This is a genomic window from Tibeticola sp. (assembly GCF_022759015.1).
GTDB classification, from domain to species: Bacteria; Pseudomonadota; Gammaproteobacteria; order Burkholderiales; family Burkholderiaceae_C; genus Tibeticola; species Tibeticola sediminis.
This window is the reverse complement of sequence record NZ_JAEMQB010000165.1, coordinates 1-21,954: the sequence shown is the minus strand read 5'-3', so window position 1 is coordinate 21,954 and position 21,954 is coordinate 1. Positions and strand designations below refer to the sequence as shown.

General features: G+C 68.9%; 19 protein-coding genes, 1 tRNA gene and 1 pseudogene. 15 read left to right on the top strand and 6 right to left on the bottom strand.

What is annotated here, in order from left to right; translation table 11 throughout:
- The first annotated feature begins 1 nt into the window (after position 1).
- Genes ribH through tolA form a run of 7 tightly spaced genes read left to right on the top strand, consistent with a single transcriptional unit; the run spans position 2 to position 4,777 of the window.
- Positions 2-466: a 6,7-dimethyl-8-ribityllumazine synthase gene (gene ribH, locus JHC36_RS10395; RefSeq protein ID WP_287918793.1), complete on the top strand. Its 465-nt coding sequence runs from the start codon at positions 2-4 to the stop codon at positions 464-466.
- Positions 463-1,005 (top strand): transcription antitermination factor NusB, encoded by a 543-nt coding sequence (nusB, locus tag JHC36_RS10390; protein WP_287918791.1) that lies wholly within the window; start codon positions 463-465, stop codon positions 1,003-1,005. The genes ribH and nusB overlap by 4 nt, the downstream gene beginning before the upstream one ends.
- The gene (locus JHC36_RS10385; protein ID WP_503007039.1) at positions 1,002-2,210 is read left to right on the top strand and encodes a pyridoxal phosphate-dependent aminotransferase; all 1,209 of its coding nucleotides are present in this window, start codon (positions 1,002-1,004) and stop codon (positions 2,208-2,210) included. The genes nusB and JHC36_RS10385 overlap by 4 nt, the downstream gene beginning before the upstream one ends.
- Entirely contained in the window at positions 2,207-2,659 is a 453-nt protein-coding gene (gene ybgC, locus JHC36_RS10380; RefSeq protein ID WP_287918789.1) for a tol-pal system-associated acyl-CoA thioesterase, read from the top strand. Before JHC36_RS10385 ends, ybgC begins: the two co-directional genes overlap by 4 nt.
- A complete protein-coding gene (tolQ, locus tag JHC36_RS10375; protein WP_124223370.1) occupies positions 2,656-3,354 on the top strand; it encodes a protein TolQ in 699 nt (232 codons plus the stop codon). The genes ybgC and tolQ overlap by 4 nt, the downstream gene beginning before the upstream one ends.
- An 18-nt stretch (positions 3,355-3,372) precedes the next feature.
- On the top strand, positions 3,373-3,804 hold the full coding sequence (locus JHC36_RS10370; RefSeq protein WP_124223369.1) for an ExbD/TolR family protein: 432 nt from the start codon (positions 3,373-3,375) through the stop codon (positions 3,802-3,804).
- 22 nt (positions 3,805-3,826) lie between these two features.
- Entirely contained in the window at positions 3,827-4,777 is a 951-nt protein-coding gene (gene tolA, locus JHC36_RS10365) for a cell envelope integrity protein TolA (protein WP_287918788.1), read from the top strand.
- 104 nt (positions 4,778-4,881) lie between these two features.
- Here the strand turns inward: tolA and dnaE are convergent, their stop codons facing one another.
- The 3 genes from dnaE to JHC36_RS10350 form a co-directional block, all read right to left on the bottom strand.
- Entirely contained in the window at positions 4,882-8,571 is a 3,690-nt protein-coding gene (gene dnaE, locus JHC36_RS10360; protein ID WP_287918786.1) for a DNA polymerase III subunit alpha, read from the bottom strand.
- Between the two features lie 124 nt (positions 8,572-8,695).
- On the bottom strand, positions 8,696-9,259 hold the full coding sequence (locus tag JHC36_RS10355; protein ID WP_287918784.1) for a flavodoxin family protein: 564 nt from the start codon (positions 9,257-9,259) through the stop codon (positions 8,696-8,698).
- A 65-nt stretch (positions 9,260-9,324) separates the two neighbouring features.
- On the bottom strand, positions 9,325-10,023 hold the full coding sequence (locus JHC36_RS10350; protein WP_287918782.1) for a pirin family protein: 699 nt from the start codon (positions 10,021-10,023) through the stop codon (positions 9,325-9,327).
- Between the two features lie 108 nt (positions 10,024-10,131).
- Between JHC36_RS10350 and JHC36_RS10345 the strand changes: the two genes are divergently transcribed.
- From JHC36_RS10345 to JHC36_RS10325, 5 genes are all read left to right on the top strand, one after another.
- Positions 10,132-11,064: a LysR family transcriptional regulator gene (locus JHC36_RS10345; protein WP_287918780.1), complete on the top strand. Its 933-nt coding sequence runs from the start codon at positions 10,132-10,134 to the stop codon at positions 11,062-11,064.
- Positions 11,065-11,140: 76 nt separating this feature from the next.
- The gene (locus JHC36_RS10340) at positions 11,141-12,187 is read left to right on the top strand and encodes an NAD(P)/FAD-dependent oxidoreductase (protein WP_287918778.1); all 1,047 of its coding nucleotides are present in this window, start codon (positions 11,141-11,143) and stop codon (positions 12,185-12,187) included.
- An 18-nt stretch (positions 12,188-12,205) separates the two neighbouring features.
- Positions 12,206-13,204, top strand: a complete 999-nt coding sequence (gene gluQRS, locus JHC36_RS10335) for a tRNA glutamyl-Q(34) synthetase GluQRS (RefSeq protein WP_287918776.1) — start codon at positions 12,206-12,208, stop codon at positions 13,202-13,204.
- A 43-nt stretch (positions 13,205-13,247) separates the two neighbouring features.
- Complete coding sequence (trmB, locus tag JHC36_RS10330) at positions 13,248-14,009, top strand: tRNA (guanosine(46)-N7)-methyltransferase TrmB (protein ID WP_287918774.1); 762 nt, start codon at positions 13,248-13,250, stop codon at positions 14,007-14,009.
- A 49-nt stretch (positions 14,010-14,058) separates the two neighbouring features.
- Entirely contained in the window at positions 14,059-15,000 is a 942-nt protein-coding gene (locus tag JHC36_RS10325; RefSeq protein ID WP_287918772.1) for a pseudouridine synthase, read from the top strand.
- 125 nt (positions 15,001-15,125) lie between these two features.
- Here JHC36_RS10325 and JHC36_RS10320 read toward each other — a convergent pair whose 3' ends face one another.
- The 3 genes from JHC36_RS10320 to alaS form a co-directional block, all read right to left on the bottom strand.
- On the bottom strand, positions 15,126-16,136 hold the full coding sequence (locus tag JHC36_RS10320) for a transglutaminase-like domain-containing protein (RefSeq protein ID WP_287918770.1): 1,011 nt from the start codon (positions 16,134-16,136) through the stop codon (positions 15,126-15,128).
- Positions 16,137-16,517: 381 nt separating this feature from the next.
- The gene (locus JHC36_RS10315; protein ID WP_287918768.1) at positions 16,518-17,084 is read right to left on the bottom strand and encodes a TlpA family protein disulfide reductase; all 567 of its coding nucleotides are present in this window, start codon (positions 17,082-17,084) and stop codon (positions 16,518-16,520) included.
- A complete protein-coding gene (gene alaS, locus JHC36_RS10310; RefSeq protein ID WP_287918766.1) occupies positions 17,084-19,708 on the bottom strand; it encodes an alanine--tRNA ligase in 2,625 nt (874 codons plus the stop codon). Before alaS ends, JHC36_RS10315 begins: the two co-directional genes overlap by 1 nt.
- A 253-nt stretch (positions 19,709-19,961) precedes the next feature.
- Between alaS and JHC36_RS10305 the strand changes: the two genes are divergently transcribed.
- The 3 genes and pseudogenes from JHC36_RS10305 to JHC36_RS10295 all read left to right on the top strand — a co-directional run.
- Positions 19,962-21,437: an NAD-dependent succinate-semialdehyde dehydrogenase gene (locus JHC36_RS10305; RefSeq protein WP_287918764.1), complete on the top strand. Its 1,476-nt coding sequence runs from the start codon at positions 19,962-19,964 to the stop codon at positions 21,435-21,437.
- An 18-nt stretch (positions 21,438-21,455) separates the two neighbouring features.
- Positions 21,456-21,529 (top strand) — tRNA-Gly (locus JHC36_RS10300).
- A 67-nt stretch (positions 21,530-21,596) separates the two neighbouring features.
- Positions 21,597-21,954 (top strand): annotated as a pseudogene (locus tag JHC36_RS10295) (hypothetical protein); the annotation flags it as partial.

Below are 21,954 nucleotides of genomic sequence, written 5' to 3'. Positions count from 1 at the left end.
TATGTTTGAAGCAGAAAAAGGCGACAGCGGCACGCTCGATGGGCGCGGTCTGACGATCGGCATCGTGCAGGCGCGATTCAACGCCAGCATCACCGAAGCGCTCGCGCAGGCGTGCCGCAGCGAGCTCATCGCGCTGGGCGTCGCCCCCGAAGACATCGACCTCGTGCAGGTGCCGGGCGCCCTCGAAGTGCCGCTGGCGCTGCAAGCCCTGGCCGAGCACGATCGTTACGACGCGCTGATCGCGCTGGGCTGCATCATTCGCGGCGAAACCTATCACTTCGAGCTGGTGGCCAACGAGTCCGGCGCCGGCGTGAGCCGCGTGGCCCTCGACTACCAAATCCCGATTGCCAACGCCATCCTGACCACCGAAAACCTGGCGCAGGCCGAGGCCCGGCAAACCGAAAAGGGCCGCGACGCCGCGCGCGTGGCGGTGGAGATGGCCCGACTGCTGGAGCAGCTGGCATGAGTGACGCCCTGAGCCCCGAGCCGAAGCCCGGCGCGAATGCCGGCCGCAGCGCCCACCCCGGCGCGCGCAAGACGTCCGCGAAGGCCGCCCGCAGCCGCGCGCGCGAGTTCGCGCTGCAGGCGCTCTATCAGCACCTGGTGGGACGCAACCCCGCTGCCGACATCGACCGCTTCACGCGCGACCTGTCGGGATTCCACAAGGCAGACTCGGCGCACTACGACGCGCTGCTGCACGGCTGCATCGAAGAGGCCGACGCGCTCGACGCGCAGATCGAGCCGGTGCTCGACCGCAAGCTCAGCGAGCTCTCGCCCATCGAGCATGCGGTGATGTGGATCGGCGTATGGGAGCTGCTGCATGCGCCCGACGTGCCCTGGCGGGTCATCATCAACGAATGCGTGGAGCTGGCCAAGTCGTTTGGAGGCACCGACGGGCACAAGTATGTCAACGGCGTGCTGGGCAGCCTCGCGCCCAAGCTGCGCCCAGCCGAAGTGGCTGCCGACCCGCGCGGCCAGCGCCGGCCACCCGGCGCGCCCGAATGAACGCGAGCCCCATGAGCCCGCAGCGCATCGCCCGGCGCGCCGAGCGCATCGCGCCGTTTTATGTGATGGAAGTCGCCAAGGCCGCGAGCGAAATCGCCCGTGAGGCCACGGCGCACGCGCAGCCGATGATCTTCCTCAACATCGGCGAACCCGACTTCACCGCGCCGCCGTTGGTGCAGGAAGCCGCGGCGCGCGCCATTCGCGAGGGGCGCACGCAATACACCCCGGCGCTGGGGCTCGATGCGCTGCGCGAGCGCATCAGTGGCTGGTATGCCGAGCGCTTCGGGCTCGACGTGCCGGCGCGTCGCATCGTGGTCACGGCGGGCGCTTCGGCGGCGCTGCAGCTCGCCTGCCTGGCGCTGGTCGATGCGGGCGATGAAATCCTCATGCCCGACCCGAGCTACCCCTGCAACCGACACTTCGTGACGGCGGCAGAAGGCACGGCGCGGCTGATTGCCAGCGGCGCCGCCGAGCGGTTTCAACTGAGCGCGGCGCAGGTCGAGGCGCACTGGGGCCCGGCCACGCGCGGCGTGCTGCTGGCTTCGCCCTCGAACCCGACGGGCACGTCGATCGACCCCGAAGAACTGCGGCGCATCGTGGACGTGGTGCGCGCGCGCGGCGGCATCACGCTGGTCGACGAGATCTACCTTGGCCTGAGTTTTGATGCGCGTTTCGGCCAGAGCGCGCTGGCCTTGGGCGAGGACGTGATCAGCATCAACAGCTTTTCGAAATACTTCAACATGACCGGCTGGCGCCTCGGCTGGCTGGTGTTGCCCGAAGCCCTCGTGCCGGTGGTGGAGCGGCTGGCGCAAAACCTGTTCATCTGTGCCAATGCGGTCGCGCAGCACGCGGCACTGGCGTGCTTCGAGCCCGAAAGCCTGGCCGAATACGAGCAGCGGCGAGCCGCGTTTCGCGCGCGGCGCGACTATTTCGTGCCCGCGCTCAAGCGCCTGGGTTTCTCGGTGCCGGTGATGCCCGATGGCGCGTTTTATGCCTGGGCCGACGGCAGCGCGGCGGCGCAGCGGCTGGGCGTGCAAGGCAGTTGGGACCTGAGCTTTGCGCTGATGCGCGCTGCGCATGTGGCCGTGACGCCCGGGCGCGACTTTGGCGACGCCGATACCGCGCGCTTCGTGCGTTTTTCGACCGCCGCATCGATGGAGCAGCTGCTCGCGGCCATCGAGCGGCTGGAAGGGGTGCTGCGGTGAGCGTCGAGGAACCGCGCCCAAGCCGGTCGGGCGAGGCCACGGAATTTTTCTGGCCGGTGCGCATCTATTGGGAAGACACGGACGCCGGTGGCATCGTCTTTTATGCGAACTACCTCAAGTTTTTCGAGCGCGCACGCACCGAGTGGCTGCGTGCGCGCGGCATCCACCAGCAGGCGCTGCGCGAGACGCTGCGCGCTCAGTTCGTCGTGAGCGATCTTCGCGTGCGCTTCGAGCGGGCCGCGCGGCTCGACGACTGCTTACAGGTATCGGTTCGGCTCATCGAGGCGGGCCGTGCCTCCCTGACGCTGGAGCAACATGCGCTGCGGCAGGCGGCCGGCGGCGCGACCGCGCTGTGCAGTGCCGCGACGGTGCGCGTGGGCTGGGTCGATGCCCAAACGCTCAAACCGCTGCGGCTTCCTGCCTCCCTCCTGGAAACCCTTCGAGCATGAACAGCAACCTTTCCATCCTCAACCTGGTGCTGCACGCGAGCGTCGTCGTGCAGGCGGTCATGGCGCTGCTGTTGGCGGTGTCGGTGGCGAGTTGGGCGGCGATCTTTCGCAAGCACTTTGCGCTCAAGAAAGTGCGCGCGCTCAACGAGAGTTTCGAGCGCGAGTTCTGGTCGGGCGCGAGCCTCAACGACCTGTATGCCGCGGCGACACGCAACGCCCGCACGGCCGGGCCGATGGAGCGCATCTTCGCCAGCGGCATGCGGGAGTTCCAAAAGCTGCGCGAGCGCCGCATCAGCGACCCTGGTACCTTGCTCGACGGCGCGCGCCGCGCCATGCGCGCGAGTTACCAGCGCGAGATGGATGCGATCGAGGCCAACCTGGCCTTCCTGGCGTCGGTGGGCTCGGTTTCGCCCTACGTGGGCTTGTTCGGCACGGTCTGGGGCATCATGCACGCGTTCACGGGGCTCGCCGCGCTGCAGCAGGTGACGCTGGCCACCGTGGCGCCGGGCATTGCCGAGGCGCTGGTGGCCACCGCGATCGGCCTGTTCGCCGCGATTCCGGCGGTGGTGGCCTACAACCGCTTCGCGCACGACATCGACCGCGTGGCCAACGGGCTGGAAACCTTCATCGAAGAGTTTTCGAACATCCTGCAGCGCAGCCTGGGCGCGAGCGCGCCGGCTGCGTCCGTCCACTGACCCGCGAGGATCGAGCCCATGCCCTCCGTCGCCCCGCGCGGCCGTGGCCGCCGCACCATCAGCGAGATCAACATGGTGCCCTTCATCGACGTGATGCTGGTGCTGCTCATCATCTTCATGGTCACGGCGCCGCTGATCGCCCCCAGCGTCATCGACCTGCCCTCCGTCGGCAAGGCCAACAAGACGCCCGACCGCGTGGTGCAGGTGCTCATCGGCAAGGATGAGAGCCTGCAGGTGCGCGCGGGCGACAAGGCCGGCGCCGACGCCCGCACCGTGACGCCCGACGGCCTGGTGGCTGCGGTGCGCGCGGCCCAGGCGGACGATGCGAACAGCCCGGTGGTCATCAGCGCCGACCGCAACGTGCGCTATGAGACGGTGGTCAAGGTGATGGACCGGCTGCAGCGCGCGGGCGTGCAACGCGTGGGGCTGTCGGTGCAACTAAGCCCCTGAAGCTCCCCTGCCCGATTTGACCATGTCTGCGAGCCTCGCCGCCCGACCCGATGCACTGATGCCGCCGCCCGAGCCCGGACGCGGCCGCGCTTACCTACTCGCGCTGCTCGTCCATGTGCTGTTGCTCGCCGCGCTGACCTGGGGCGTGAACTGGCGCCACGAGAGCGACACGCCCGCGGTCGAAGCCGAACTTTGGTCCGCCGTGCCACGGCAAGCCGCCCCACCCGCTGCTGCCCCGGCGCCGGCCCCCACCCCCGCACCCGAACGCCCAGCCCCCGCGCCCAAGCCACCGGCGCCACCTCCCGACCTCGCCGCCCGCGAGGCCCAGATCGCGCTGGAAAAGCGCCGTGCCGCCGAAGCGAAGGCGCTGCAAGCCGCACGCGAGAAGGAAGCCGCGCGGACACGCGCCGAACAGGCGGCGCGTGAAAAGGCGCTGGCCGAGAAACGCAAGGCCGCCGAAGACGCCGCCCGCCGCAAGCAGGAAGCTGCGCAGAAGGCCGCTGAGGAAGCGGCGCGCAAAAAACAGCTCGAGGCCCAGAAGGCCGCCCAACGCGCCGCCGAGGATGCCGCGCGCGCCAAGGCCCAGCGCGAAGAGGCGCAGCGGCTCGAAGCGCAGCGGCAGGAAAACATCCGCCGGATGCAAGGCCTGGCGGGCAGCAGCGGCAGCCGCGCGAGCACCGGGCGCGACGTCCAAAGCGCGGGCCCCTCGGGCAGCTACGCGGGTCGCGTGGCCGCGCGGATCCGGCCCAACATTGTGTTCACCGACGACGCGCCGGGCAACCCGAGCGCCGAGGTGGAGGTGCGCGCCGCGCCCGACGGGACCATCCTCTCGCGCAAGCTCGTGAAATCGAGCGGTGTGAAGGCTTGGGACGAGGCGGTACTCAAAGCCATCGACAAAACCGAGCGGCTGCCCGCCGACACCGACGGCCGCGTGCCCTCGGCCCTCATCATCAGCTTCCGGCCAAGGGACTGAGGCCCTTGGGGCCGCCCGGACGTGCTTCGGCCGTGCAATCGCTCTTGATTTGAGAGCAACAGGCTTTTTATTCACGCCCGCATCGGCCGACTCTTTCTTCAAAACTATTCGTAGACCACCTCGGCCTGGCCTTCGAGCGCCTGGGCGGACCAGGCGGCGAGCGCTGCGTCGCTCGGGAAGATGCGCGCGGCGTCCCCGAGCGCCAGCTCGTAGCGCACGCCGGCCAGATCGGCCTCAGGGGCACCCGCGGCATCCGTCGCGTCCGCTGCCCCGTCCCAGCGGCGTTCGACCCGCAGGCGCACGGGCAGGCCGCGCGGAGCGATGGGGACGTCCCGGTCCGCATCGGTCTCGAACGGCGCGCCCAAGGGGTCTGCGGCTGAAAAATCGTCGGTCGCACCCGGCTGCACCTGCGGGCCGTAGGCCGCCAGCAGTTCCGCCACGCGCGGAGGTGGGTCGCCCACAAGCACCCGCAGATAGCGGCCGAAGCGGCAACGCGCCTCGGCCAAGCTCCAGAGCTGCTGAACCGACAACTGCCAACCGCCCGAGAAGCGGTCGGGCTGCAGCCGGCCGCTGGCGACGACGAACTCGTCGTCGCGCAGGAGGTTGCGCTGGGCCTGCAACAAGGCGTCATCGGCGCGTGCGTCGATGACCGCGCTTTTGTCGTCGAGCTTGAACAGCGCCAGCCGGCCGCGCTGGCCTTGAATCACACGCAAATCGCTGACGATGCCCGCGAGCAGGACGGCGTCACCCCCGTTGCGGGGGTCGCGCACGGCTTCGCGGGCGGCGCAGGCTTCGGCGATGCTGCGGCGCACGAAGCGGCGCACTTCACGTTCGACGGCGTCGAACAGGTGGCCCGAGAGGTAAAAACCCACGGCGGTCTTTTCGGCGGCGAGCTGCGCGCGCAAGTCCCAGGGGATGGCTTCGACGAGTTCGGGTTCCTGCGTGCTGGCGCCGTGGCTGTCACCCTCGAGCATGTCGAACAGCCCGCCCTGGTTGGCATGGGCCTCGCAGGCGGCGGCGTAGTCGAAGGCGCGGTCTATGCTGGCCACCAGTGCGGCGCGGTTGCGCTGCAGGCCGTCGAAGGCGCCAGCCTTGATGAGCGCTTCGACGGTGCGCTTGTTCACGCGCGTGCGGTCGACGCGGCGGCAGAAGTCGAACAGGCTCTTGAAGGGGCCGGCTTCGCTGCCGTAGTAGCCGCTGCCGCGGCCTTCGCGCGCGGCGACGATGGCCTCGATGGCTTGCTGACCCGTGCCCTTGACGGCGCCGAGGCCGTAGCGGATGACGGTGTCGGAGACGGGCTCGAAGCGGTAGCTGCCGAGGTTGACGTCGGGCGGCTCGAAACGCAGGCCAAAGCTTTGCGCGTCACCGAGCAAGACCTTGAGCTTGTCGGTGTCGTCCATCTCCACCGTCATGTTGGCGCAGAAGAACTCGGCGGTGTAATGCACCTTGAGCCAGGCCGTGTGGTAGGCCAGCAGCGAGTAGGCGGCGGCATGCGACTTGTTGAAGCCATAGCCGGCGAACTTTTCCATGAGGTCGAAGACCTCGTCGGCTTTTTCCTGGCTGATGCCGTTTTTGGCTGCGCCGGCGCGGAAAATTTCGCGGTGCTGCGCCATCTCCTCGGGCTTTTTCTTGCCCATCGCCCGGCGCAGCATGTCGGCGCCGCCGAGCGAGTAGCCGCCCAGGATCTGGGCGGTCTGCATCACCTGCTCCTGATAGACCATGATGCCGTAGGTCTCGGCGAGCACGGGCTCGACCAGCGGGTGCGGATATTGCACCGGCTCGCGGCCGTGCTTGCGCGCGACGAAGGTCGGGATCAGGTCCATCGGGCCGGGTCGGTAGAGCGCGTTGAGCGCAATCAGGTCTTCGAGCCGCGAGGGCTTGGCATCGCGCAACATGCCTTGCATGCCGCGGCTTTCGAACTGGAACACGGCCTCGGTGCGTCCTTCCTGGAACAGCCGGTAGGTGGCCGGGTCATCGAGCGGCACGTTCTCGAAGGCGAAATCAGCCTGACCGGGGTGGCGCCGGCGGATGAGGTCGCGCGCGATCTCGAGAATGGTGAGCGTGGCCAGCCCCAGAAAGTCGAACTTCACCAGGCCGACGGCCTCGACGTCGTCCTTGTCGTACTGGCTGACCGCCGAGTCGCTGCCGGGCTGCTGGTAGAGCGGGCAGAAGTCGGTGAGCTTGCCCGGCGCGATGAGCACGCCGCCCGCGTGCATGCCCACGTTGCGCGTGAGGCCCTCGAGCTTTTGCGCGAGCTCGATCAACGTGCGTACGTCCTCTTCTTTTTCGATGCGCTCGGCGAGCACCGGCTCCATCTCGATCGCGTAGTTGTTCTTGTCGCCTTCCTTCTTGGGCTGCGGCGGGTACTGCAGCGTCACGCTCATGCCCGGCTTGTTCGGGATGAGCTTGGAGAGCCCGTCGCAAAAGCCATAGGAGAGGTCGAGCACGCGGCCCACGTCGCGAATGGCGGCGCGTGCGGCCATGGTGCCGAAGGTGGCGATCTGGCTCACCGCGTCCCGGCCGTATTTGTCCTTGACGTAGTCGATGACGCGGTCGCGGTTCGCTTGGCAGAAGTCGATGTCGAAGTCGGGCATCGAGACCCGCTCGGGGTTGAGAAAGCGCTCGAACAGCAGCTTGTATTGCAGCGGGTCGAGGTCGGTGATTTTCAGCGCGTAGGCCACCAGTGAGCCCGCGCCCGAGCCCCGACCCGGACCGACCGGGCAGCCGTGCGTCTTGGCCCACTGGATGAAGTCGCCGACGATAAGGAAGTAGCCCGGGAACCCCATCTGAATGATGGTGCGCAGCTCGAACTCGAGCCGCTCCACGTAGCGGGGTCGCTCGGCCTCGCGCTCGGCGGGGTTCGGGAAGCGCTGCACCAGGCGCGCTTCGAGCCCCTCGTAGCTCACATGGCGGAAATACTCGTCGATCGACAGCGTGCGCCCGTTGACCGGCGGAATCGGAAAATCCGGCAGCCGCGGCTTGCCCAGCGTGAGCGTGAGGCTGCAGCGCTCGGCAATCGCCACGCTGTTGGCGAGCGCCGAGGGCAGATCCGCAAACAAGGCCTCCATCGCGGCGCGGCGCTTGAAATACTGCTCGGTCGTGAAGCGCCGCACGCGGCGCGGGTTGGCGAGCATCTCGCCTTCGGCGATGCAGACCCGCGCCTCATGCGCTTCATAGTCGTCAGGCTCGAGGAACTGCACCGGGTGCGTGGCGACCACCGGCAGCTTGAGCCGGGCGGCCAGTTGCACCGCGGCGACCACATGCGCTTCATCGTCGGCCCGGCCGGCGCGTTGGAGTTCGAGATAAAAGCGGTGCGGAAACCAGGCGGCGAATTGCAGTGCGAGGTCGGCCGCGCGCGCCTCGTCGCCCTGCAGCAACGCCTGTCCCACCGGGCCGGCCTGCGCGCCCGAGAGCAGGATCAGCCCCTCGGAACACTCGCGCAGCCACGCCAGGCGCAGCACCGCCTGCGTGCGCTGCACGTTCTGCGTCCAGGCCCGTGCCAGCAGCTCGCAGAGGTTCAGGTAACCCTGGTGGTTTTGCACCAGCAGCAGCATGCGACCCAGCGCCTCGGGTGTGCCTGCCGGCCCTTCGATGACGACTTCGCAGCCGATGATGGGCTTGACGCCTTTACCCCGCGCGGCCTTGTAGAACTTGATCGCCCCAAACAGGTTGTTGAGGTCGGTGATGGCCAGCGCCGGCTGGCCGTCGGCGGCGGCGGCGGCCACCACGTCGTCGATGCGGCAGGTGCCGTCGACGACGGAAAACTCGGTATGAAGGCGCAGATGAACGAACATGCGGGCCATTGTAGGGAGCCGCCGACGTCACCCCCACAGGCCCCGCGCCGCACCCCGGCAGCCGCCATCAAGATCTCAAAAATAGGAGCACTCGAGCGTCATTTTTCGCCGGGGAGACAGGATTTCAAGCACTCTTGAGCCGCCGCGCCGCCTGCGCCACGCGCGCGCCGAACTGGCGCGCAGTCTCCAAGTCACCGGGCAGCATTTCGGCGGGCGATGCATCCGACGGGCTTTGCGCCATCGCCCCGCTGAAGGAGCCGACGTAGTTGAGGTCGTTGCGCTGCGCGGCCTTGGTGTTGCTCGGCATCATGCCCGTGCCCACCCACAACCCGCTGTGCTGCATGGCCAGCGTGAAGAAATAGTGCAGCGTCGAGAGCTTGTCGCCATTCATCGTTGCGCTGTTGGTGAAGCCCGCAAACAGCTTGTCCTTCCAGCCCTGGGTGAACCAGACCTTGCTGCTGGCGTCGGCAAACTTCTTGAACTGCCAGCTCGGCCCGCCCATGTAAGTCGGGCTGCCGAAGATGATGGCGTCGGCCGCGGCCAACCGCTCCCAGCCGCCCTCGGGCAGGTTGCCGTCCGCGTCGATGGGCAAGAGCTCGGCGTCTGCGCCTTCGGCCACGGCCTGCGCCATGCGCAGCGTGTGGCCATAGCCCGAGTGAAACACGATGCAGATCTTTGCGGGGTTCATGGAAGTCCTCCTGTTGGGTTTGAGGGGTTGGGAAAACAAAAACTTGGGGCAACGCGGGCGCGCTGTCAAGGCGCGAGGTCGAACACCAGCACCTCGGCGTCTTGCCCGGCGTCGAGGCTCAGGCGGCTTTCGCCGTGCAGCAGCGCGGCGTCACCGCCCTGCAAGGCCTGGCCGTTGACACGCAGCGCGCCGCGCACCAGGTGCACGTATGCCTTGCGTGCCGGGTCGAGCGCGAGCGTGGCGGTTTCCGGGCCGTCAAACAATCCGGCATAGAGCCGTGCGTCGGCGTGCATGCGCAGCGAACCGTCGGCACCATCCGGGGTCGCGATGGCGCACAAGCGGCCGCGCTTCTCAGCATCGGCAAACGCGCGCTGCTCGTACTCGGGCGCGAGGCCGCGGACATTGGGCAGGATCCAGATCTGCAGCAGATGGGTGGTGTCGTCGCTGGCGCTGAACTCGCTGTGCATCACGCCACGGCCTGCGCTCATGCGCTGCACCTCGCCGGGGGCGATGAATACGGCATGGCCCATGCTGTCCTGGTGCGCGAGACGCCCGCTGAGCAGGTAGGTCACGATCTCCATGTCGCGGTGACCGTGCATCGGAAAGCCCGCGCGCGGCGCGATGAAGTCCTCGTTGATCACGCGCAAGTTGCCCCAACCCATGTGCGCCGGGTCGTGGTAGTCGGCAAACGAAAAACTGTGCCAGGACTGCAGCCAGCCATGATCGGCGTGACCACGCTCGGCTGCGGGGCGAATGGTCAACATCGGGCACCTCCGTCGTTCAGTCACGCCAATGTAGGCGCCTTTCGTGCAAAAACATGGCGGTTGATTTGATGGCATCATTCAATTTTTCTGAATAAATCAGCTCGCACCATGCAAAACGCTCGCGATGTCTTGAGCCCGGAAGCGCTTGGGCTGATCGAGCGGGTGGCGCGCAGCGGCAGCTTTGCCGCGGCCGCGCGTGAGCTGGGCCTGGCGCCGAGCGCACTGACCTACCGCGTGCGGCGCATCGAGGATGCGCTCGACGTGCTCTTGTTCGACCGCAGCCGCCGCCAGGCCGTGCCCACCGCCGCCGCGCGCGAGCTGCTGCGCGAGGGCGCGCGCATCCTCGAGGATCTCGACGCCATCGCGCAGCGGGTGCGCCGGGTGGCCACCGGCTGGGAGGCGCAGCTCACCATCGCAGCGGACAGCGTGATCGACCGTGCCACCCTGCTCGACCTGTGCGAGGCCTTCCTTGCGGGCCAGCCGCCCACCCGACTGCGGCTGCTGCACACCACCCTCTCGGGCACGCTGGAAGCACTGACGAGCGGCCGGGCCGACCTCGCCCTGGGCGTCACGCTCGAAGCCGGGCTACCCGAGGGCCTGCCGCACCGGCCACTGGGGACGCTGGCGTTCGTGTTCGCGGTCGCGCCGCACCACCCACTCGCGCAGCTTGGCCGGCCCCTGACCGATGCCGACCTGCGCGCCCACCGTGCGGTGGCCGTAGCCGACAGCGCCTTGCACCGCCGCGCGCTGCACCTGGGCCTGCTGCCTGGGCAGGATGTGTTCACCGTGCCCGACATGGCCATCAAGCTGCAGGCGCAGCTGCGCGGACTCGGCGCGGGCTATCTGCCCGAGCCCCTGGCGCGGCCGCATCTGCAAAGCGGTGCGCTGGTCGCCTGCGCGCTGGAGCGGCCCGCGCGCGCCGCGCTGCTGCAGGTGGTCTGGCGCGCGCCTGAGCGCCAGCGGCCCGGCCCAGCCCTGCAATGGTGGCTCGACCGGCTGGAAAACGCCGCCACGTGCCAGGCGCTGCTGGGGCAACGCTGAGCACGTCCGTCATCTCCGTGTCATGGGTGTAGAGTCCGTGGCGCACAACCCTATCGCCCACGCCACCGGAGCCCCCATGAGCCGCACCCAAACGCCCCGTCACTACGCCATCGTCGGCGCCGGCATGGCCGGCGTGGCCTGCGCACGCACGCTGCTGCAGGCCGGCCATCGCGTGACGGTGTTCGAGAAGAGCCCGGGCGCGGGCGGGCGCATGGCCACGCGCGAGACGCCGCTCGGCGGCTTCGACCACGGCGCGCAGTACTTCACCGTGCGCGACCCCCGATTCGCGCGCGCGCTCGAAACCGTGCCCGGCCTCGTGCGCCCGTGGAGCGCCAGCAGCGTGCGGGTGCTCGACGCCCTCGGCCATGTGCTCGAAGCGGCGCCGCCACCGCGCGAGCCGCATCTCGTGCCCGTGCCCGGCATGAATGCGCTGCCGCGGGCTTGGGGCCAGCCCTTGGGTTCGGCGCTGCTGACCCGCACGCGCGTGGACCGCATCGAGCGCGACGCCATCGACCGGCGGCGCTGGCAGCTGCATACCGAAGCGCCCGGTGGCATCGTGCATGTGCACGGGGGCTACGACGCCGTTCTGCTCGCGCTGCCCGCGCCGCAAGCGGCCGCCTTGCTCGACGCCTCGGCGCTCGCGCCCAAGCCGCTGCTGGGCCTGCACGAAGTGAAGCTCGCGCCGTGCTGGACGCTGATGGTCGCCTTCCCCAATGCGATGCAGCCGGGGCTGGGCACGCTCGGGCCGCAGTGGAATGCCGCGCGCAGCACGCACCACCGCGTGGCCTGGCTCGCGCGCGAATCGTCCAAACCGCAGCGCGCGCCGATCGAGCGCTGGACCGTGCAAGCCAGCGCCGCGTGGTCGCACGAGCACCTCGAGGATGAACCCGCGCGCGTCGAAGCCAAGCTGCAGCGCGCGTTTGCCGAAATCACCGGCATCCGCGCAACGCCGGGCCACAGCGCCGTGCACCGCTGGCGCTATGCAAAGACCCTTCAGCCGCTGGGACAGTCGCATCTCTGGGACGCGAAGAGCGGCCTGGGCGCCTGCGGCGACTGGTGCCTGGGCCACCGGGTCGAAGACGCGTTCATCTCGGGTCTGAGCCTCGCGCTTGCGGTGCTTTGAGAGGCGCATCAGCGCACGATGGCAGGCTACATCGGCCGCTTTGCCCCTTCCCCCACCGGGCCGCTGCACGCGGGCTCGCTGGTGGCCGCGCTGGCCAGCTGGCTCGATGCGCGCGCGCACGGCGGGCAGTGGCTGGTGCGCATCGAAGACGTGGACACGCCGCGCTGCGTGCCCGGTGCCGACCGGGTCATCCTGCAACAGCTCGCCGACTGCGGCCTGCAGCCCGACGCGCCGCCGCTGTGGCAGTCGCGCCGTGGGGCGATCTACCAGCGCGCGCTCGATGCGCTCATCGACGCGGGTCTGGCCTATCCCTGCGCCTGCACGCGCCGCGCGATCGAGGCCGCCTGGGCTGCGCGCGGCATCGCCTGGCCGCGTCACGCCGAAGTGCCCTACCCGGGAACTTGCCGCAGTGGCCTCGCAGGCACGGCCGCGCGAGCCTGGCGGCTGCGTACCGATTTTTTGAAGCAAAAACCGGGGTATGCCGGCGTGAAATGCGCATTGGATGCTCCTATTTCAGGAGTGCGCGACAACCCGTTCGATCCTTCGCCCCCGCGCATCGAAGGCAGCACCGTGCACTGGCACGACCGGCGGCTGGGCGCGCAGAGCCAGGATGTCGAGGCCACCGTCGGCGACTTCGTGCTGCGCCGCGCCGACGGGCTCTGGGCCTACCAGCTGGCCGTGGTCGTCGACGACGCGCTGCAGGGCGTGAGCCATGTGGTGCGCGGCGAGGACCTGGCCGACAACACGCCGCGGCAGATCTTGCTGCAACGCGCGCTCGCCCTGCCCACGCCGCGCTACCTGCACACCCCGCTGGTGCGCAACGCCGCCGGCGAAAAGCTCTCCAAGCAAACCCACGCGCCGGCGCTGGACACGCGCGACCCGCTCGCTGCGCTCAACGCCGCCGCCACCGCGCTCGGCCTGCAGCCCCAACCCAGCCACACCCCGCTGTCGCACGCACTGGCCGCCTGGACGGGCGAGTGGCAGCGTGCAACGGGCGTGCACCATCAGCGAAGCTGATGGGGCGTTGCCCTAGAATCCGCCGCTTTCTTCCGCCTTCCGCATGACGTCCTCCCCGCCCCGTCCCGAAGACCCGAACCCGTCGGCAGCGACCGCCGCGCCCGGCGGGCCGCCGCCGCATGTCGCGCACCCGCAGCGGGTGCGCAGCTTCGTCACGCGCGCAGGGCGCACGACCACGGGCCAGGCCAAGGCGCTGGCCGAGCTCGGCCCGCGCTTCGTGCTGCCGTTCCAGCAAACCAAGCTCGACCTCGGCGCGGCGTTTGGTCGTGAAGCGCCGGTGGTGATGGAGATCGGCTTTGGCATGGGTGACGCCACCGCCCACATTGCCGCGCTGCGCCCCGATGAGAACTTCCTCTGCTGCGAAGTACACGAGCCCGGGGTGGGCGCGCTCCTCAAGCGGATCGGCGAGATGGGCCTCACCAACATCCGCATCCTGCAACACGATGCGGTCGAGGTGGTGGATCACATGCTCGAGGCGTCGACGCTCGCGGGCATCCACATTTTCTTTCCCGACCCCTGGCACAAGAAGCGCCACCACAAGCGCCGCCTGATCCAGCCGCCACTGGTCGCCAAACTCGCGCAGCGGCTCATCCCCGGCGGCTACCTGCACTGCGCGACCGACTGGCAGCCCTATGCCGAGCAGATGCTCGAAGTGCTCACGGCCGAGCCGCTGCTCGAAAACACCGCCGCCGGCTACGCCGAGCGCCCCGCTTACCGCCCCGAGACCAAGTTCGAGCGCCGCGGCCTCAAGCTCGGCCACGGCGTGTGGGATCTGGTGTTCCGCCGCCGCGCGGCTGTCCCATGAAGCGGCTCGCCACCCGGCATCCCGCCCTGGTGGCGGGCTTGCTGCGCCCATGACCCGCCCCGCCCGCCCGGCAGCCGTGCCGCTGCGCGCGGGCGTGGCACCGAGCTGCCTGGCCCTGCCGCAGATGCGCCATGTGCCCTGGGGATGCGTGCTCGACCTGCTCGCCGAACGCCTGCCGCGCCTGACGCGCGCGCAATGGGCCGAGCGCATGGCCGCCGGCGATGTGGTCGACGCCACCGGCCGTCCGCTCGCGCCCGACGCGCCCTGCCACAGCGGCCAGCGCATCTACTACTGGCGCAACCTGCCCAATGAGACGCCGGTACCCTTCCACGAGCGCATCGTGTTTCGCGACGCGCACCTCGTGGTGGCCGACAAGCCGCACTTTCTTCCCGTCTCGCCGGTCGGTCGCTATGTGCGCGAGACGCTGCTCGTGCGCCTGCGCGCCGCGCTCGACCTGCCCGATTTGAGCCCACTGCACCGCATCGACCGCGAAACGGCCGGCCTTGTGCTGCTGAGCGTGCGCGCGCAAGACCGCGACGCCTACCAGCGGCTGTTTCGCGAACACCGCATCCACAAGACCTACGAGGCGATCGCCCCCGCCGCGCCCAGCCACCCCTGGCCGCTGCTGCGCGTAAGCCACCTGCGCGAAGACGAGGCCGCGTTCTACCGCATGCGCGAAGCCGCCCCGGAAGAGGGCCTGCCGCCGAACGCCGAGACGCGCATCAGCCTCATCGAACGGCGCGGCGAGTGGGCGCGCTACCAGCTCGAGCCCCGCACCGGCCAGCGCCACCAGTTGCGCGTACACATGAACGCCTTGGGCCTGCCGATCCGCGGCGACCAGTTCTACCCCACGGTGCGCCGCGGCCCCGACGAACCCGAGGACTACCGCGAGCCGCTGCAGCTCATCGCCCGCAGTCTGCGCTTCACCGACCCCATCACCGGCCAAGCGCGGCATTTCGAAAGCGGCCTACAGCTCGATTGGGGGGACTGAGGCGGCATTTTCGGGAAAAACCCGCCGACGCCGGCCTAGAACGCTGCGATCCTGCTCTCAAAACAAGAGCGCTAGCTCTCCTCGGCGTCGCTCTGGCTCGCGCCCGGGGGTAACGCCTTGCGGGCTCAGGCCCGCGCGGCGACGATCCGGTAGCGGAAATCGTTCGGGCTGTAGGAGTCGAGACGCTCGCCATCGACCTCGGCCACCGGGTACATGAGGAAGGGTAGGCGCGGGCCGCGCGCGCCCGGCAGGTCGAGGTCATGGGCCATGTTCCAGCCCACCCAGTTGCCCTCCCAGCCGCCGAAGAGGGCCTGACGGACCGGCTCGACGCGGGGGTCCCGCGGGTCGCGGATCCAGTCCGGGAACTCGTGCCGCATGACTTTCGTCACGTCGGCCGGATCCATGGCGCACCAGCCTGCGCCCTCGAGCCAAACCTCGGCACGGCAATGCTGGGCCCCGCTCAGCTGCTCGCTCGGCGCCCCCAGTTGACGGTACCCAAACGCGCTCGGCGCCACCCGCACCCCGTAGACATCCCGCGCCGGCAAGCCGGCCGAGCGGCACAGGCCGACGAACAACGCGTTGATGTCGGCGCACTTGCCGCCCAGGTTCCCGGTTTCAAGCATGGTGCGGATGTCGCCCGGCCCGCAACCGCGGGTCGTCGGTTCGCGCCAGGCGTTGCGCACCACCCAGTCGTAGATCCGCTCGGCACGCGCGCGGTCACTGCGGGCCGAGCCCACCGCCTCCAGCGCCGTCTTGCGCACGATGCCGTCCGTGGGCAGCCACTCGGTCGGCGCGAGCCAAAAACGGCGCTCGGCGGCCGTCAAAACGGGTGCGGTGCGCGCAACCGGCGAGGCCCAGGGCGAGGCGCGGTCACGCGTCCGGACCGTCGTGGTCAGCGTCACCGTCGGCCGGCGCTCATCGCGCGCAAAGCGCACATGCAGCATCTGCGCACCATAGCGCCCATCGGCACGCAGGTGCGCCTCCCCCTGGGTCTGGAAAGTGTGGGTCACGGTCTGCTGCCACGGCGTCGACAGGCTCGGCAGAGGCAGCCAGACCTGGGTTTCACGGCCGGGGTCGCGCACCTCGACCGTGGTGGTCAAGGTCCATGCGCGCCACGGCGCATCGGCTGCCCACACGAGCGGTCGGTGAGCGGCGGCTGGGGTCGTCGGCTGCGCACGCAGCCAAAGCGGGGTAAGCAGCGAAACGGTGCCCGCGGCAACGCCTCGCAAACAACGGCGACGGTCTAGGGTCATACAGAGACTCCGGGTATATCGAAAAACGGCCGAAGCGAACACACAAGGTTCACTGCAGGGCCAAGCCAGCGGCGGCAACGGAGCCACGTGTTCAGGGCAACGCCGAGGGAAACGGACTGGTTCAGTACGACCTCGAACGGTGACCCGCGCCCGCCGCCGCCCGATTGTCCACGAGGTTCCGACGAGCCGCGCGCTGGACCCTCCGCGTGCCAGCGCCATCAGGGGCGCAGACCGGTGCCGGGCCTCGGTGCGCTCAGCGGCGAATCAGAGCGCCTCGAGCCAGCGCAACACCTTGGGCTGACTCCAATCCACTTCGCCCTCGATCGTCCACAGAGGACGGCCTTGCCGGTCGATCAGGATCGTGGTGGGAAACGCCTGCACCCCCATGGCCTGGGTGAACCCGCCCGTGCTGTCGAAGGCCACCGCCACGTCGACGCCGCTGCGCGCGAGATAGGCCCGCACCGTACGCGCCGATTCGCGGAAATTCACCGCCAGCACCGCGACCCGATCCTCCCCGAGCACCTGCGGCAAGGCTGCCAGCGTGGGCATCTCGGCGCGACAGGGTGGGCACCAGGTGGCCCAGAAGTTCAACAGCAGCAAGCGGCCCCGAAACGCCGCCCACGTCATCGTTCGGCCCTCGAGCGTCGGCAGTTCCAGAGGCGCCAGCGAACGGGCCTGCGGCCAAGGCCGAAGCCGCGCACCATCGAGTCCCGGCGGATCCGCCGGCGTAGGCGCCGCAGCCACCCGCCACGACACAGTGGCCGCGGCCAAACCCCAAATCCCCTGCCGCAGCCAGGCGCGGCGGCTTTGCCCGCAGAACGACAGCGGCATCACAGGCGCTCGGCCACCCAGGCGGGCACGGAAGCCAGCGCCGCGTCGAGCCGCGACGGGTCGGTGCCACCGGCCATCGCCAGATCGGGTTTGCCGCCGCCCTTACCGCCAACCTGCTGGGCGACGAAGTTGACCAGTTCCCCGGCTTTGACGCGGGCGGTCAGGTCGCTGGTCACGCCGGCGGCCAGCTGAACCTTCGCGCCGTCGGCCGCGCCGAGCACGATCACCGCGTGCTTGAGCTTGTCTTTGAGCTTGTCGAGCGTCTCGCGCAGGGTCTTGGCGTCCGCGCCGTCGAGCCGCGCCGCGAGAACCTTCACGCCCGCAAGGTCCTGCGCGCGCTCGGCCAGTTCATCGCCCTGCACCGAGGCGAGCTTGCCCTTGAGCGCCGCGAGTTCGCGCTCGAGGCTGCGCAGCTGCTCGAGCGTGTGCGTCATGCGCCCGGTCAACTCGGCCACCGGGCTCTTGAGCAAGGCCGCCGCCTGCGTCACCGTGTCTTCCAGATCCTGCACATGGGCCAGCGCCGCCTCACCTGCGACCGCTTCGATGCGCCGCACACCGGCGGCCACACCCCCCTCGGACACCACTTTGAAGAGGCCGATGTCGCCGGTCCGCTGCACATGCGTGCCGCCGCACAGCTCGCGGCTCGAACCAATGTCGAGCACGCGCACGGTCTCACCGTATTTCTCGCCAAAAAGCATCATGGCGCCGGTCTTTTGGGCCGACTCGATGTCCATCACGCGCGCTTGCGTCGCGGTGTTGGCCAGGATTTCCGCGTTGACGATCGCCTCGATGCGCCGGATCTGCTCCGCGGTCACGGGGGCGTTATGCGCGAAGTCAAAGCGCGTGCGCTCCGGCGTCACCAACGAGCCTTTTTGCTGCACATGAGCGCCCAGCACCTCACGCAGCGCCTTGTGCATCAGGTGCGTGGCGGAATGGTGGCGCATGGTTGCGGCACGGCGCTGCGTGTCCACCCGTGCCGTCACGTGGTCCCCGACCGCCAGCACGCCCTCGGCGACCCGGCCGTGATGGCCAAAGACATCGGCCTTGATTTTTTGCGTGTCGTCGACCCGAAAGCGCGCGCTGCCGGCGACCAGCTCGCCCGAATCGCCCACCTGACCGCCCGACTCGGCATAGAACGGCGTGGTGTCGAGCACCACGACGCCCTCCTCACCGGCCTTGAGTTCGACCACCGGCGTGCCGTCGCGGTAGAGCGCGACGATCTTGGCCTGCGTCTCGAGCACGTCATAGCCGACGAAGGTGTTGCCCGCTCCGGTGTAATCGAGCACCCGGTCCATCTTGAACTTGCCCGCGGCCCGCGCCTGGTTCTTCTGCCGCTCCATCGCGGCGTTGAAGCCGGCGGTATCGACGCTGACACCGCGCTCGCGGCACACGTCCTGCGTGAGGTCGAGCGGGAAGCCGTAGGTGTCGTGCAGTTTGAACGCCACCTCACCCGAAAGCTCGCGCTGTCCGTCGGCGAGCGCGTGATCGAGGATTTCCATGCCGTGGGCCAGCGTCTCGTAGAAGCGCTCCTCCTCGGTCTTGAGCACATCCATCACACGCGCCGCGTTGGCCGCGAGGTTGGGATAGGCCTCGCCCATGAGCGCCACCAGGTCGGGCACGAGCTTGTGGAAGAACGGCGTCTTGCGGCCGAGCTTGTAGCCATGGCGGATCGCACGGCGGATGATGCGCCGCTGCACATAGCCGCGACCTTCGTTGCTCGGAATCACACCGTCGGCGACGAGAAACGCGGTTGCGCGGATGTGGTCCGCGATCACCTTGAGCGAGGGGCTATCCAGCGCGTCCGTGCCGGTTTCCCGCGCCGCGGCTGCGATCAGGCGCTGGAACAGGTCGATTTCATAGTTGCTGTGCACGCCCTGCAAAATCGCTGCCAGCCGCTCCAAACCCATGCCCGTATCGACACAGGGCGCGGGCAGCGGCCGCACCGATCCGTCCTCCTGCATGTCGAACTGCATGAACACGTTGTTCCAGATCTCGATGTAGCGGTCGCCGTCGGCGTCCGGGCTGCCCGGGGGGCCGCCTGCCACTTCGGGGCCATGGTCGTAGAAGATCTCGGAACACGGGCCACAGGGGCCGGTGTCGGCCATCATCCAGAAGTTGTCGGACTGATATTTCCCGCCCTTGTTGTCGCCGATACGCACCACCCGCTCGGGCGGCAGGCCGATCTCCTTGGTCCAGATGTCATAGGCCTCGTCGTCATCGATGTATACCGTCGCCCACAGCCGATCGGGCGGCAGCCGGTAAACCCCGGTCAACAGCTCCCAGGCCCACTTGAGCGACTCGCGCTTGAAATAGTCGCCAAACGACCAGTTGCCCAGCATCTCGAAGAAGGTGTGGTGCCGCGCGGTGTAGCCCACGTTTTCGAGGTCGTTGTGCTTGCCGCCCGCGCGCAGGCAGGCCTGGACCGAAGCGGCGCGCACATAGGGCCGCTTGTCGGTGCCGAGAAACACGTCCTTGAACTGCACCATGCCCGAGTTGGTGAACATCAAGGTCGGGTCATTGGCGGGCACCAGCGGACTCGAAGGCACGATCGTGTGCCCCTTGGATGCAAAGAAGTCCAGGAAGGACTTGCGTATGTCGGCAACGGTGTTCGGGGGCTGGCTCATGGGGCGGCGCGTCGGTTGGGAAATCGGCAAAAGCACCCGGTTCGGCGGTCTCTGAGAGGGCAGTCAGACCGATGAAACGGGCGCAGGCAAAGCTTTGAATTATAAGTTTCGGCCCCTGCTTTCTGGGTTGCGACCAGGGCCAGGCTCCGATTGCGGCCGCCCGCACCGAGAAACCGAAGCGACAGCCGATGGGCGTCAGCCGGCGCTACGATTGCTCCACCGCTGCCTGACCATCACCTCTGAGCCAACTGCCATGTCCCATCCGCATCCCCTGTCCCTGCTGCAAGACCCGACATTGCTCAAGACCGAAGGCCTGATCGACGGCCGCTGGGTGCCGGGCGAGCGGCGCTTTGCCGTCACCGACCCGGCCACCGGCCAAACGCTGGCCGAAGTCGCCAACCTCGGCGTGCCCGAGGCGGAAGCGGCCATTGCCGCGGCCAACGCCGCCTGGCCGGCCTGGCGCGCCAAGACCGCCAAAGAACGCAGCATCATCCTGCGCCGCTGGTTCGATCTGTTGATGGCCAACCAGGAAGACCTCGCGCGCCTCATGACCGCCGAAAACGGCAAACCCTTGGCCGAATCACGCGGTGAAGTGGCCTACGGAGCCAGTTTCGTCGAGTGGTTTGCCGAAGAAGCCAAGCGCATCAACGGTGAAACCCTGCCGCAGTTCGACAACAACCGGCGCCTGCTGGTGCTGCGCCAGCCCATCGGCGTATGCGCCGCCATCACGCCGTGGAATTTCCCCTTGGCGATGATCACGCGCAAGGTCGCCCCGGCATTGGCTGCGGGCTGCCCCGTGGTCATCAAACCCGCCGAGCAAACCCCGCTCACCGCGCTTGCGGCGGCGGAACTGGCCTTGCGCGCGGGCGTGCCGGCCGGGGTGCTCAGTGTGCTCACAGCCGACGCGGCCCAGTCGGTGGCGATTGGCAAGGTTCTGTGCGCCAGCGACGTCGTGCGCCACCTGTCGTTCACCGGCAGCACCGAAGTCGGCCGCATCCTGATGGCGCAAAGCGCGCCCACGGTGAAGAAGCTCTCGCTCGAGCTCGGCGGCAACGCGCCCTTCATCGTGTTCGACGACGCGGACATCGACTCCGCGGTCGAAGGCGCCTTCGCCAGCAAATACCGCAACGCCGGCCAGACCTGCGTGTGTTCCAACCGGATCTACGTGCAAGACGCGGTCTACGACGCCTTCGTCGAAAAATTCGCCGCCAAGGTCGCCACCGCCAAAGTGGGCAACGGCTTCGAGGAAGGCGTGAACCAAGGCCCGCTGATCGAGCCCTCGGCGGTGGAAAAGGTCGAGCGCCATGTGCAGGACGCCATTGCCCGCGGCGCGCGCGTGCTCGTCGGCGGCAAGCGCCTCGGCGGCCAGTTCTTCGAGCCCACGGTGGTGGCCGACGCCCGCGCCGACATGCTCTGCGCGCGCGAGGAAACCTTCGGCCCCTTCGCGCCGGTGTTTCGCTTTCACACCGAGGAAGAAGTCATCGCCGCCGCCAACGCCACCGAATACGGCTTGGCCAGCTATTTCTACAGCCGCGACGTGGGCCGCATCTTCCGCGTGGCCGAAGCGCTCGAGTACGGCATGGTGGGCATCAACGTCGGCATCCTCGCCACCGAGCATGTGCCTTTCGGCGGCGTGAAGCAGTCGGGCCTGGGGCGCGAGGGCTCGCACCACGGCATCGAGGAATACGTCGAGCTCAAATACCTCTGCGTCGGCGACATCCTCAAGTAGCGTAAAATGCGAAGGTTCGCGGGCGTCGTTCAATGGTAGGACCTGAGCTTCCCAAGCTCAAGACGTGGGTTCGATTCCCATCGCCCGCTCCAGCAGGATGCAAACCGCCCCCCGGCGGTTTTTTAACCCCATCGAACGCGGCGCTGAAGGCGCGCGGACATGAAGCCCTCCTTTGCGCTGCGGCTCATGGCCGCTCTGCTCGTCCTCGGCCTGCACGCGGCGGCCTTGCGTCTCGCCGATGCCGTCCTGCACGGCTTAGGCGCGGCCAAGCCCGCGCGCGCCGAGCGCATGGTGATCCATCTGACGCTGCCGCCGCTTGCGCGCGAAGCCGAGCCTCCCCCACCGAAGCGCCGCCCGCCCCCCCGGCCGGCGCAGCCGCAAGCCCAGCCGGAACGCTCGCCGCTGCAAAACCCGGTCGCCGTCGCCCCGCACACACCAGCTTCGCGCGCCGCGCCTCCACCACCAACGGCCGAGGAATGGGCGTTCGCGGCGCGCTACACGCTGCGCAACAGCAAGG